This is a genomic window from Lysinibacillus telephonicus, from assembly GCF_039654155.1.
Taxonomy (GTDB): Bacteria; Bacillota; Bacilli; order Bacillales_A; family Planococcaceae; genus Ureibacillus; species Ureibacillus telephonicus.
On record NZ_CP155468.1, the window covers coordinates 584,200 to 597,440 of the forward strand.

12 protein-coding genes are annotated in these 13,241 nt (G+C 35.6%); 7 read left to right on the forward strand and 5 right to left on the reverse strand.

The window, feature by feature from the left end; translation table 11 throughout:
* Positions 1-109 precede the first annotated feature (109 nt).
* Positions 110-964 carry a DUF2167 domain-containing protein gene (locus tag MKY04_RS02825; protein ID WP_246020296.1) on the reverse strand — a complete coding sequence of 285 codons (855 nt, stop codon included), beginning with the start codon at positions 962-964 and terminating at the stop codon, positions 110-112.
* A 734-nt stretch (positions 965-1,698) separates the two neighbouring features.
* Here MKY04_RS02825 and MKY04_RS02830 point away from each other — a divergent pair.
* Positions 1,699-1,986, forward strand: coding sequence for a hypothetical protein (locus tag MKY04_RS02830; protein ID WP_346235272.1), 288 nt, complete (start codon positions 1,699-1,701; stop codon positions 1,984-1,986).
* Positions 1,987-2,334: 348 nt separating this feature from the next.
* Here MKY04_RS02830 and MKY04_RS02835 read toward each other — a convergent pair whose 3' ends face one another.
* From MKY04_RS02835 to MKY04_RS02845, 3 genes are all read right to left on the reverse strand, one after another.
* Positions 2,335-2,898 carry a hypothetical protein gene (locus tag MKY04_RS02835; protein ID WP_126294321.1) on the reverse strand — a complete coding sequence of 188 codons (564 nt, stop codon included), beginning with the start codon at positions 2,896-2,898 and terminating at the stop codon, positions 2,335-2,337.
* Between the two features lie 184 nt (positions 2,899-3,082).
* Entirely contained in the window at positions 3,083-4,651 is a 1,569-nt protein-coding gene (locus MKY04_RS02840; protein WP_126294320.1) for an ABC-F family ATP-binding cassette domain-containing protein, read from the reverse strand.
* Positions 4,652-4,742: 91 nt separating this feature from the next.
* On the reverse strand, positions 4,743-4,928 hold the full coding sequence (locus MKY04_RS02845) for an SE1832 family protein (protein ID WP_126294319.1): 186 nt from the start codon (positions 4,926-4,928) through the stop codon (positions 4,743-4,745).
* Positions 4,929-5,390: 462 nt separating this feature from the next.
* On the opposite strand from MKY04_RS02845, the gene MKY04_RS02850 reads away from it, so the two are divergent.
* The 5 genes from MKY04_RS02850 (at position 5,391) to MKY04_RS02870 (ending at position 11,069) form a co-directional block, all read left to right on the forward strand.
* A complete protein-coding gene (locus MKY04_RS02850) occupies positions 5,391-7,013 on the forward strand; it encodes an AraC family transcriptional regulator (RefSeq protein WP_346235273.1) in 1,623 nt (540 codons plus the stop codon).
* A gap of 98 nt (positions 7,014-7,111) precedes the next feature.
* Positions 7,112-8,131 (forward strand): iron-siderophore ABC transporter substrate-binding protein, encoded by a 1,020-nt coding sequence (locus MKY04_RS02855; protein WP_346235274.1) that lies wholly within the window; start codon positions 7,112-7,114, stop codon positions 8,129-8,131.
* Between the two features lie 26 nt (positions 8,132-8,157).
* Entirely contained in the window at positions 8,158-9,186 is a 1,029-nt protein-coding gene (locus MKY04_RS02860; protein ID WP_346235275.1) for an iron ABC transporter permease, read from the forward strand.
* The gene (locus tag MKY04_RS02865; RefSeq protein ID WP_126294315.1) at positions 9,179-10,219 is read left to right on the forward strand and encodes a FecCD family ABC transporter permease; all 1,041 of its coding nucleotides are present in this window, start codon (positions 9,179-9,181) and stop codon (positions 10,217-10,219) included. The genes MKY04_RS02860 and MKY04_RS02865 overlap by 8 nt, the downstream gene beginning before the upstream one ends.
* Before the next feature lie 34 nt (positions 10,220-10,253).
* Positions 10,254-11,069 carry an ABC transporter ATP-binding protein gene (locus MKY04_RS02870; protein WP_346235276.1) on the forward strand — a complete coding sequence of 272 codons (816 nt, stop codon included), beginning with the start codon at positions 10,254-10,256 and terminating at the stop codon, positions 11,067-11,069.
* Positions 11,070-11,181: 112 nt separating this feature from the next.
* Here MKY04_RS02870 and MKY04_RS02875 read toward each other — a convergent pair whose 3' ends face one another.
* Positions 11,182-12,231 (reverse strand): PseG/SpsG family protein, encoded by a 1,050-nt coding sequence (locus MKY04_RS02875; RefSeq protein ID WP_126294313.1) that lies wholly within the window; start codon positions 12,229-12,231, stop codon positions 11,182-11,184.
* 157 nt (positions 12,232-12,388) lie between these two features.
* Here MKY04_RS02875 and MKY04_RS02880 point away from each other — a divergent pair, with 157 nt between their 5' ends.
* Positions 12,389-13,195, forward strand: a complete 807-nt coding sequence (locus MKY04_RS02880) for an NAD(P)H-binding protein (RefSeq protein WP_126294358.1) — start codon at positions 12,389-12,391, stop codon at positions 13,193-13,195.
* Positions 13,196-13,241 lie beyond the last annotated feature (46 nt).

Here is a 13,241-nt window from a genome sequence, read left to right on the forward strand (position 1 = left end):
TGATTACTTTAGAAGATAAAAATTTCATATTAAATAAAAGAGAAAATGTGATCTTTTTATGAAAGTAAAAGGCTCAGTTCCTTCACAAATGTGTTGGAACTGAGCTTGATTATTCACTTATAGGCTCGACTGTCTCAGATGTTTTGTTCTTTTTCTTTTTTCGAATGAAGCTCCAAAGACCAACAATCGCGGCTACTACGAGAACTCCGAATTTTTTACCAAATGCTAGAAGGACAGCGATTAAACCAGCTTTTTTAGCTACTGCTAAACCAGTTCCACCTAGAATTAGAGCGGATAACCCATATTCAGCTACTTTATCTGTAGACTCATTGAAATCTGTGTATTTATTTCCCTCTTTAATATTCAGCAGAGGTAATATTTTTTCGTCAAGTATCTGTTTATTTGCCTCCATATTTTGAGGGTCTGTTACAAGAATGACCGAAATGTTCCCTTCTCTTGTGAGAATTCGCGTATTATAATTTAGGAAAGTTTCTTTATTAGCATCTTCTAGTAATAAAGACCACGTCAAATTATTTGTTTTTTCATCGTAAAACGGTTCAATGTCCCAGCCAGTTACATAATAACGCTCACTAGGTTGTAGATCCTTATTTGCTTCTTCAGTTCCCTCTTGGTAACTCTTCAATAATGCGTCGGCATCGATTTTTTCATCGTCCTTAATGTGCCCAGTTTCTTCATAATCGAAATAAACAGCCCATGTTTGACTCTCGTCCATTGGGAATATACTACCGATTTCAAGACCGGAAATTGGATCACCATAATCTTGCGCCATTCGCTTTGTTTCTTCTCCGTCAAGGAAAATAAATCCTGGATCAAGTTCAATAGAGGCTATGTCTCCTAAGTCAACAGTTGTGCCTCCTTCAATCCAATTATATTCACCCTCCGCAGCAGCTGTTGCACTAAACATCATGCAAAATACTAGAAGCATTACAATAAGTCGTTTCAAACTAAAATTCCCCCGATATTTTCGATATTTTGATTCAAATTAGTTACAAGTGAAATGGGTATTTACCAGTCGAAAACAGCTATTCCAAATGTATCCAGGGATTATTATAGCAACTAAAAATTAAAAGGGAAGGGAAATAAATGTAAATAAATAGAAATTACTATAAAAACCCCGTATACTATTGGTTATTTGGATATCAATAAGTTCCATTTTATACCATTTAAATAATCCCTCTTAATAATTTCTCTATTTCAAAATAATTTGATGTCCATGGGGGAATATTAGAGAATCTCTTAGTAAACTTCAAAAAGCTATGAACAGACAACCGAATAATCAGATCGTATTTTCTTAATTATAGTGGAAAAGCAATGCTCATGTGATTTTTTGATATGCGGCGAGTTTTTGAGGTAGTCATGCATTTTGTTTGGTTAACACTAGTGATTGCTATTTTAGTAAAAGCTCATAAAGGAAGCGAGGAAGGGGAGTTTGTATATTTTCTAGTTTTAACTTATCTACTATTGCCTTTGATAATCTTTTAGTTTGGACTTTTTATTTGATTATAGTTCCCATCGTTTTGATGCTAGGCTATGATTTTGAGCAGATCTTTCATCAAGCTTGTCAATCCTCTGGATTTGTTGTTGTATTGAGTTGGTTTGGTGGTTTTTGTAACTATTACTTTATTTTGTTATAAAGTAATTAATTGTAAAGAGTTCTTTCAACAGAGAGGGATATTTATGAAGAAGTTAATGATTATTTTAAGTTTTACAATTATTCTAGTTGCTTGTACCAATAAAAGTATTGATAAAGAACATCTTGCATACATAGTAAGTTTAGATTGGACAATTGCATCATTCAATTCAACTAAACAAGTAAAACTGGATTTTGCACCAGAAACTATCGCAAACTATAAAGCCTCTAATATAACATTTGTTGAAAATTATATAGGAAAAGAGCTAAAAATAACCACTTATAAATTAAAAGAGAAGGACCCCGAAGGAGATAATCTTATCCTTAATATATGAATATGAAGGAGAAATAGTTGGTTCTATAGGGGAGATGTCTAGTTATACACCAGGTATATTTAATCCATCAGATAAAAAAGCTTAGAAGATATTTTTGGGAGATAAGAAGAAATTGCAATCAAGTAGCATAGTGTAAATAACGCAATTTTTCATATTAGGGGTACTCTAACCTTTTGAAAAATACGAATTATGAAATTGATTAGTTTTTAATTTTTTAAAATCAAGAAGCGTACCCGATTAATAACTATCGAATACACTTCACGAGTTGAAAAATTACATCCTAAGGTAAATCTATTTGTTTTCGTCTAGTAAATTAACCTCTAAATCATTTCAAGCATAATAAAAACTTTATGGATACCATGAAAGTTTGGAATCACTATCTAATGGTGTGCTTTTAATTTCCGCACTCAGTATTTTGAACCATTTGCTTAAAATTTCTTCTTTCACTAGCTTTGCATGGTCATCGTCTTCCCAAATTATATGAGAAAACCAAGCGCCAGTTGCCCATTCAAATTGTAGCTCGGCAAATGCAATCCGAGGGTGTCGGGCTTGAACAAATTCACCATTTACTGCGGAAGCAACATTAGGTGCTTGAGGTAGTAATTCACTTTCAATCTTTTCTTTTATTATAGGATCCTCAAGATCATGCCACATAATTAGATTGCCATCAATTTGGTAAAAAATATCGAAAGAGGGTTGTTCCCCCATATCCACTAAAATAAAGGCACGTTCTACAGTGTTGTTTGTAGCCTTAACCGAATTTACGATAATATTCTGAGCAATTTCTACCCAAAAATTTTTTGCTTCTTCTACTGGTGATTCTAGATAAAACTCAGATTCTAGTTCAGAAACAGCAGATTCTCCTTTATTGACATCTTCTACTTTTTTAAAAAAGCGATTGAAAAAACCCATCAAATGCACATCCTCAAATTTAATTTTAAAAAGAATACTATATTAATTTATATTCTATAAAAAATTCCAAAAACCTTGTCTTAGAGGGATTGTCGCGTTTTTCCCATATCATTAAAATATGTATTATGAGCTGCGTAAATGAAAGAAACGGTTTAAGCATCCCTCGATGCCCAAACCGTCTCTATTATAAATCCGTTTTTCCTGTCGTAAACCAGTCCTGTACATTCCATACTTTTGTTGCTAAACCTTCATAAAACTCCGGTTCATGGGAAACTAAAACAATCGTCCCCTTATATTCCTGCATTGCACGTTTTAATTCAGTTTTTGCATCAACATCTAAGTGGTTGGTAGGTTCGTCAAAGATTAACCAGTTGGATTCTTCCATCATTAATTTACATAGACGGACTTTTGCTTGCTCACCACCAGATAATGAATTTAGTGGGCGAGAGATATGCTCATTTTTTAGACCAGCGCGTGCTAAAGCAGCACGAACTTGATGTTGATCCATGTTAGGAAATGCATTCCATACATCATCTATTGGTGTTATATTGCCAGCTTTCACTTCTTGTTCAAAATAAGAAGGGAATAGGAAATCCCCACGACTTACTTTTCCGCCAAGAGCATTAATTTTACCTAGCATTGTTTTCAATAATGTTGATTTACCAACACCGTTCATCCCAATCAATGCTATCTTCTCCCCGCGTTCAATGGCAAATGTAAGAGGAGGCAATAGAGGTTTTGCTGGATCATAACCAATTAATAAATTTTCAGCTTCTACAACAAAACGACTTGAAGCACGGGATTCTTTGAAACTAAATTCAGGTTTCACCGCTGTTTCTGGACGGTCAATTCGTTCTAATCGTTCTAATTGTTTTTGACGCGACTTTGCACGACCTGTTGTAGAATAACGTGCTTTATTTTTCGCAATAAATTCTTCTTGTTTCTTAATGAACTCCTGTTGTTTCTCATATGCATCGATATGCTGGCGCTTATTTATTTCCGCAAGCTCTAAAAACTTTTCATATGTCGCTGTATATCGTGTAAGCTTCGAAAACTCTAAATGGAAAATGACATCAACGACTCCGTTCATAAATTCAGTATCATGAGAGATTAAGAGAAATGCGTGCGGGTAATCCTTTAAATAATTTGAAAGCCATGTTATATGCTCTTCGTCTAAGTAGTTAGTCGGCTCATCCAGCAATAAGACTTTTGGTTTTTCAAGTAGAAGTTTTGCTAGTAAAACTTTTGTACGCTGTCCACCAGAAAGAGCAGCAACATCACGATCTAATCCAATTGCATCTAAGCCTAAACCGCGGGCAACTTCTTCTATTTTTATATCCAACGTATAAAAATCACCCGCATCCAATGCGTCTTGTACTTCAGCCATTTGCTCTAGTAGATCCTCTAGCTCTTCGGGCGTTGCATCTGCCATTTTACCAGCAATTTCATTTAATTCTTCTTCCTTTTTATAAAGCGGAAGGAAGGCATCACGCAAAACATCACGCATAGTACGACCAGCAGTTAACACAGTGTGTTGATCTAAATAGCCATAATGAGTTCCTGGAAGCCATTCAACACGCCCTGTATCGTGGATGGTTTGACCAGTAATAATACCCATTAACGTAGATTTCCCTACACCATTTGCACCGACAAGGCCAATATGATCACCTTCAACAAGACGAAATGATACATCTTTAAAAAGTGTACGATCACCAAAGGAATGACCCAAATTTTCAACCGTTAATATCGCCATAAATATATGTTCCTCCGATAATAAATAAGATATTGTATAAAACCCAATCTCGTTTTAATTAAAAACGTTTCCATAAAAAAATCGCGGCATGTTACAACGCCGCGAGCTGCTTATTCAGTTCTGCAAGTTGTTTTTCCATGTTTGCAAGGCGTTCTTCCGCTTTTTTTACAGAATCAGCATGACCTGTACTTTCAAGCTTTTCAATATCACCTTGTAAATTTATATAATCCATTTTTAGTTCTGCAATTTTTTGTTGAAGCTCGCTTTTAGTTTGCATGGAAAGACGCTCCTTTTATTTAAACAATCGTAATTATAATTTAATAAAAATATCTACTGAACATTGTAACACAGGACAAGGAAGTTTTACATTAGTAAACAACAGCAATGACAAACAGGAGGGGGCTAAAAATGAAATTTTAAGATTCATTTTTTCGAGCTCAAATAATAACTGTAATTGTAGAGTATTATGTATTTGTCGCAGCAACAAACCCTTCAACTTATTTTTTTAATTTATAATATCTTCTTTACATAGATTAAGAGAATTCTTTTCAAGTCATTTTTTTCTTAAATAACTACACTTAAAACTCTTCATTTAACCTTTTAAATTGTCCTCACAGTAACTTTTACTTGAAAAGTGAATAGAACATTTCACCATATTACATTCTTGTTGTTGAAGCAAGAACAGGAGTTGTTTTAAACTTATAAATGATAATCATTCTCAAAGAGAGGTGTGCTTTTAATGGAAATAGACAATTCTTCTTATATTCTACAAGGGAAGAACGATTACTTTCGTCTAGGTGCAATGCGACGCCATGAGAAGAAGTTAAGTACTTACCAACAGTCAAATAGTTATTTTTCTTTACTTGTTTTTATGGAAATGAAAGGACAAGTCATAATTGATTCTATGCATTATTCATTGGACAATCGACATCTATTCATTGTGCCATGCGGATCGTGGGTCCATATTTCACTTAACGGTGACAATTCTTATTATTACGATATACAATTTGAGGCGTTAGAAGCGCTAGAGAAATCTCACCTTCATTTGATTTTGAATGAGTCAGTTGAACTTGTTGTGAAAAATTGGGATGTTGTTAAATGCTTTGTCGAAGAATTGGATCAATTACTAAATAAAAGTGATAAGTGGAAGTTTAAAAAAGTTGATGTCTATTTTCAGGAAATGTTTATCCCCTTGCTTGAACATGATGTACAAGAACGTAAGAAAAGTGTAAACCAACATTTATACCGTACCATTGAGTATATGGAACAGCATATTTCTGAACAGATCACTAGAAATGAACTAGCAGCAGTTGCTGGATTAAATCCGGATTATTATTCTCGTATTTTTAAAAAAATATATAAAAAAAGTCCTGTCACTTATTTAACGGAATTACGTATACGCCATGCGAAACAGAGGATGATCCAATCAAACGAGTCTATAAAATCCATTGCATTTAGTCTTGGTTTTCGTGATGAATTTTATTTCAGTCGGAAATTCAAGACGGAAATCGGAGTTGCCCCAACTATTTATGTAAATCGAATTAAGATGGAAGGGAAGTTAGCTTCTCTTAATCATTTAGTAACTGGGCATTTACTTGCTTTAAAAACGGAACCCTATGCAGCAATAGTTAATGCTGCATTTCCTGTCAAATTAAATCATACGTTAATGCTTGGAGAAAAAGTCCCTGAACTGAATAGGTTGTGGGATATCAAACCGGATTTAATCATAGGCCGTGGAAAAAGGGGGGAGACAATAACATCATATGAACAGATGGTCGGACAAATTGCACCTTCTATCATACTTGACTATTCAGAAGATTGGCGAACGCATTTTCAAAGAATTGCTCGCATTATTGGAAAGGAGCATGAGGCGGACCGATGGATGGATTACTATGAGGATAAGGCAGAGAAACTTCGTCATCGTATAAAAGGAAGAATAGGGGATGATAGGGTGCTTATCGTTGCTTTTGGCATCGATAACAATATGTATTTGTTTGGTAAACGAAACATTGGAACCGTTTTGTATAACGATTTGCATCTTACAGCTCCAAAAGGTGTGGATGAAATCGCTCATTATAAGGAAATTACAATGGATGAATTACTTTGCTGCGAAGCAGACCACATAATATTTACAAATTTTCAGCATGATGGAAGCACTTATGCTGATTGGAGGATTCAACACCAGTTAAACATATTGTTAGAGGATGAGAGATGGAAAAATCACATCAAGCAAAAAGAAATTAAAACGTATAACCTTTTTGATATGCGTCATTTGTATACAAGCTATAATGCAATGTCTCACGAAATATTATTGGATAAAATTTTAGAAGTGTTTGAAAGAAATAATAATAATCTCTTATAAAAAAGTCGGAAAAATCCATGGTGAATATAGAAAATCGCTCTATAATTGATAATGATTATCAATATCACAAATGGAATTGTGTAAAAGGAGAGATTAATATGAAAAAACTTTCAAACAAGTGGCTAATTGGACTACTTATAATGCTAATTGCCATGATTATAACTGGATGCGGCAGTGATAGCAATAATACAAGTACAGAAGTAAATGAAGCGTCTGTTGAAGGGGGAGGGTCTGCTTCTAATGATAAAAAGACCGAACAAAATGGATTAGATGAAGTAAGGACAGTGGAACACGCAATGGGAAGCACAAAGATTACTGGTACACCTACTAAAGTTGTAACCTTATTCCAAGGTGCAACAGATGCTGCTTTACAGTTGGGTGTTAAACCAGTCGGTGCAGTTGAATCATGGATTGAGCAGCCTTGGTACCATTATATTCGCGATAAAATGGATGGAGTAACAAATTTAGGATCAGAAAATCAACCTAATTTAGAGGAAATTACGGCTTTAAATCCAGATGTAATTATTGCTTCAAAAACCCGACATGAAAAAATTTATGACCAATTGAGTGCTATTGCACCAACGGTAATGACAGATGAGGTTCATCTATGGAAAGAAACATTGTCAATAACGGCTGCTGCTTTAAATAAACAGGACAAAGAACAGGAGTTTTTGAAGGAATGGGATAAAAAGGTAGCAGAGTTCAAATCAGAGATGGGTGACCAATTAAATAATATTGAGGTTTCAGTTATCGACTTTCGGGCAGACCATGTAAGAATTGTACATACCGGTTTTGCTGCTCTTGTCCTGGACGAATTAGGTATACCACGTCCGGATAATCAAAAAAGTGAATCGTGGGGTGTAAAACTTACAACAAAGGAAAATATACCTCAAATGGATGCTGATATAATCTTTGATCAGACAAGCTTGGACAGGGATGATGGAAGATTAGATATTAGGGCTTCATGGATGGAACACCCACTTTGGCAAAATTTGCGAGCTGTACAAAATAATAAGGTTTTTGAGGTGGATACTGCTGTCTGGAACAATGGATCTGGACCGATGGCAGCAAATTTAATGGTGGAAGATTTATTTGAATACTTTCAAAACCTTAATTAGCATTTCTTCAAAAGGAGAGATTAAATATGGCTGCATTGTTTAGTCGAACATCAACCAAAGTAGTCGGGCTGTTGTTCGGCCTTTTTTTTCTGATTTTAGCGTTTATAATCAGCCTTATGTTTGGTGCAACAAAAATTCAGTTTTTTGTGGCTTTGGAATCTTTTTGGCAATACGATTCAACATCTGATTTTCATGTTATTGTGCAAACAACACGAGTTCCAAGAGCAGTAATAGCAACTTTAGTTGGCATGAATTTATCTATCGCGGGTGTACTTATGCAGGCATTAACCCGAAACCCTCTAGCTTCCCCTAGTGTATTTGGTGTAAATGCAGGAGCAGTATTTTTCGTTGTTATGGCATTAAATTTTCTAAATATCAGTTCTTTTTCACAATTAGTATGGTTTGCATTTTTAGGTGCTGGTGTAGCTGCTGCTACAGTATATGTCCTTGGTTCCTTAGGGCGAGATGGAGCAAAGCCAATAAAAATCGTCCTTGCTGGATCAGCAATGACTGCTTTATTTTCTTCCTTTACACAGGGAATGTTAGTGCTTAATGAATCTGGGTTACAAGAGGTTTTATTCTGGTTAGCTGGATCGATAGCAGGTCGGGAAATAAACATGCTATGGCCTATTTTGCCCTATATGTTCATTGCGATGGCAACTGCATTATTCCTTGGACGGGCTGTAAATATATTGACCACTGGTGAAGATATCGCTATGGGTCTAGGGCAAAAAACAGTTCTAGTTAAAATTTTAATTGCTTTAACGATTGTCGTATTAGCTGGAAGTACAGTAGCAGTAGCAGGGGCAATCGGTTTTGTAGGTTTGGTCATTCCGCACGTTGCCCGTTTTCTTGTTGGGGTAGATCATCGTTGGCTTATTCCTTACAGTGCAATTCTTGGAGCGATTTTAATGTTGCTTGCAGATGTAGCGGTGCGTTTTATTATTATGCCGGGAGAAGTGCCAGTCGGAATAATGACTGCTTTGATTGGTGCTCCATTCTTTGTTTACATTGCTCGTAAAGGCTTTTCTAAAAAGGGGGAACACCATGGCTGATAAATATGTTATACGAAGCAAACATGATAAATTTTCATTATTTATTTATAAACGGAATTTAAAAGCTATTATATGTCTCGCTATTCTAAGTATCGTAGCTTTTCTATTTAGCATTTGCTTAGGTAATGTAATTATTACTCCCTTTGATGTAATGAAAACAATGGTGGGACAAGGTACAGAGGATCAAGTGCTTATTTTAGGTATTTTACGGTTGCCTCGAATGATAGTAGGATTTCTTGCTGGTATGGCATTAGGGGTATCTGGAGCGATTTTGCAAGGAATTATCCGTAATCCGCTTGCCTCACCAGACGTAATTGGAATCTCTAGCGGTGCTTCCTTTACAGCGGTGACTTTTATTACTTATTTAGCCGGTAAGGTAAGTATTCACTGGCTGCCATTTGCTGCGTTTTGTGGAGCGGGACTCGTATCAATCATTATTTATTTATTGGCATGGAGGAGAGGAGTAACTTCAACACGCCTTGTATTGATTGGAATTGGTATGTCGGCAATAACCAGTGCTTTAACAATGCTAATGATAACAATTAGCCCTTCAGCTTCTGCAAGTCAAGCTTACATATGGATGACGGGTAGTGTTTATGGTTCTTCATGGAGTAATGTATTAATTTTGCTTCCATGGGTGGCTGTATTTATTCCATTTGCTTTTATATTTTCGCACAATATTATGATTCAACAACTTGGAGATGATATTGCGAGGGGACTCGGTTCTCCTTTACAGTATCATCGTGCGATTTTGTTAATGATTAGTGTTGCGCTTGCAGGATCAGCTGTAGCTGTTGCAGGAGCAATAGGTTTTGTTGGCTTGATAGCTCCTCATATAGCACGAAAACTGGTCGGTTCCAATTTTAGAAGTTTAATACTAGCATCGGCTTTCATTGGAGGTCTTATAGTTCTGCTGGCTGATACTATAGGTAGAACAGCTTTTTTACCCCAGGATGTTCCAGTTGGTGTATTTACCTCTGCAGTGGGTGCTCCCTTTTTTATTTACTTGCTTTACCGTAACCGGAACAAATAAATAACTGCAATTTGTTAGTAGGAGGAGAGTAGGGATGCAAATGTTGGAAACAAAAGAACTAATGCTGTCTTATGGTCAAGAACGAATTATAGATAATCTTCATTTACAAATTCATGAAGGGAAAATCACTGTATTTGTCGGTAGTAATGGCTGTGGTAAATCTACACTGTTGCGTTCTATCTGCCGATTGCTTAAACCAGATGGTGGAGCAGTACTGTTGGACGGAAAAAATATTTCTAAATTGCCAACGAAAGAAGTTGCAAAACAGATGGGTATTTTGCCTCAAGGACCAATTGTTCCAGAGGGACTTACCGTAAAAGAGTTGGTCCGTCAAGGAAGATATCCATATCAAAACTGGCTGCAACAATGGTCAAAGGAAGATGAACGTATTGTTAACAAAGTATTACATGAAACAAAATTATCTGAACTAGATCATCGAACTGTGGATTCTTTATCTGGGGGGCAGCGTCAGCGTGCCTGGATAGCCATGACCTTGGCGCAGCAAACTAATATATTATTGTTGGATGAGCCCACTACCTATCTTGATTTAGCACACCAGATTGAAATTCTTGATTTACTTTATGAATTAAATGAACGGGAGCAGCGAACGATTGTAATGGTTCTGCATGATTTGAATCTAGCATGTCGGTACGGACACCACATTGTTGCAATCCATAATAAATCCGTATATACAGCCGGAAAGCCGGAAGATGTGATGACAAAAGAAACAGTGGCTACTGTGTTCAACATGCACTGTGAAATAACTTTCGATCCTATATTTGGGACACCTTTGTTTATTCCGTATGGAAAGGGGCGGAGTATTAATTCAAAAAGAGTTAATAACTTTTAATCTTTGAAACTATTAGTTTCATATACAAGATAGATTTATTAAGTGTAATAGTAATGAAAAACCAGCCAATATATTAGAAAATGTACTGGCTGGTTGAAGTCTTTTATATAACTCACAAAGGCACCATATTATGGCGCTCATAAGCAAAATCTAATAGTAAGGATTTTAGTACATCATTGTTATCTGTAATTTCTAGCTCGAATTGTTTGCGAACTGCACGCTCGCGTCTTGCTTCATGTAGTAGAAGCTCCATTACTGCATTTTGAATATTGGATTGTTTCATTTTACGACCTAGACCCAGATGAATAAATCCGTTATGCTCTCTAGGGAATGCATTGTTTAACTCGCGTTCGTTTTGCGCTGCAGTAATGCAAGGAATACCAACTGTAGCAACTTTATATGGTGTGTAATTTGCATTGCAAATCACAATATCAGCTTCCTGTAAAAGTTTCTCTAGGGCTTGGTCATCCTTAAATATCTTTGTATTGCGACGGCTTAAAACCATCATTTGCAAATCTTCAACTGAGTGGCGGTATTCTCGATCAATTGCAACTGTAATTTTTAATGGAATTTGTAATTGAGTTAAGTGGCGTAATGTGCGGTATGTTAAATTATTCTCGTCTCCATCCTCATAGGCGACAACAATATGTGGTGGATTAGATAGTTCGTTTGAAACTCGTTCCTCAGCGATAGTTTTTAGTGTATCTTTTACTGCAAATGCATAAGTACCTGCTAATATATTTTGTGCTGTATTTTCTCTCATTTCTTCATAAAGAGCAACTATATTGCAATCAGCAAGTTGTCCACCTTCACCAAAATCGTCGAAGTGAACAATTGTTTTACAATAAGGACGCAGTTGTTCAATATGTTCGATTAATGTATCTTTTCCGTCCTGAACAATTAAATCTGGCTCAAGATTACGAATTTGCATTTTAAGTTCATCATAATTGTCGAATAAAATAGGAGAAAGCTGTAAATCTGTAAAAATTTCAATGGCTTCAGGACCTGTTTGTTTTAAAAAGATATAAATATTTTCTTCGGTATTTAATAATTTTGCTAAGATAGCAGTTCGCTCAAGTGGATAATATCCTTTAATTAAACTATGCTCTACGATAAAGACAATTTTCTTTTTTAGAGTATTTACACTTAATTCGTTGTGCATAAAATCCCATCCTTTCCCAACTATAAATAAATTATGGTGAAAATTTTGAAAGTATGTGTGAAAATTGACAATATAATACTTTCATAAGAGACATATAGATTTTCAAGTTTATGCAGTGAATAAGAGAAACATGAAAGGATGTGGCATAAAAGTGAAAATGCGTTCTGCTATTGTAGTAGGGGCAACAGGCCTGGTTGGTTCCGCTCTAATAAAACTTCTATGTGAAAGTGAAGAATATATTTCAGTTGTAGCGATTGCACGAAGAAAACTAGATTATGAACATCCAAAACTTACTGTAAAAGTACGTTCATTTGATCAGCTTGAAGAAAAAGACATTGACTTTGCACATGAAATTTTTTGCTGTTTAGGAACAACGATAAAAAAGGCAGGATCCCGCAAGGAGTTTGAAAAAGTTGATGTAAGCTATCCTTTGCAAGTTGCCTCTCTTGCTAAAAAATGTGGTATTATGCATTTCATCGTTGTGTCTGCAATGGGGGCGAAAGAAAATTCCGCTATTTACTACAACAGAGTGAAGGGTAAGCTTGAGCAGGAGTTAATGGCTTTGGAGTTGCCGCAACTGTCAATCGTAAGACCATCGTTGCTTGTTGGCGACAGAAATGAATTCCGATTCGGAGAAAAAATAGGGGAATGGATGTTAAAAATTCTAAATCCTATTCTTATTGGCCCTGTAAAAAAATATCGCTCAATTGAAGCAACCCAAGTTGCCCTTGCTATGATGGTAATTGCATTACATAGTAAAAAATCGAAAGTATCCATATATGAGGCAGATGAGCTTGCAAATATGAAAATGCCTATAAAGGAAAAAGAGGAAGGTCCGGATCGTGAAAAGCTTTTCAATTGGGATAAATTGAAGAGTGAGGAAATCGCACCTTTAGATGAAGAAGTTGTATTTGATCAGAAAAAATTAAGAAAAATAAAAACAAATAACGATATTGATAATTAATCGAAATCAAAATAAATAATGGAATGAAAGAGATTCCTCCGCAAAT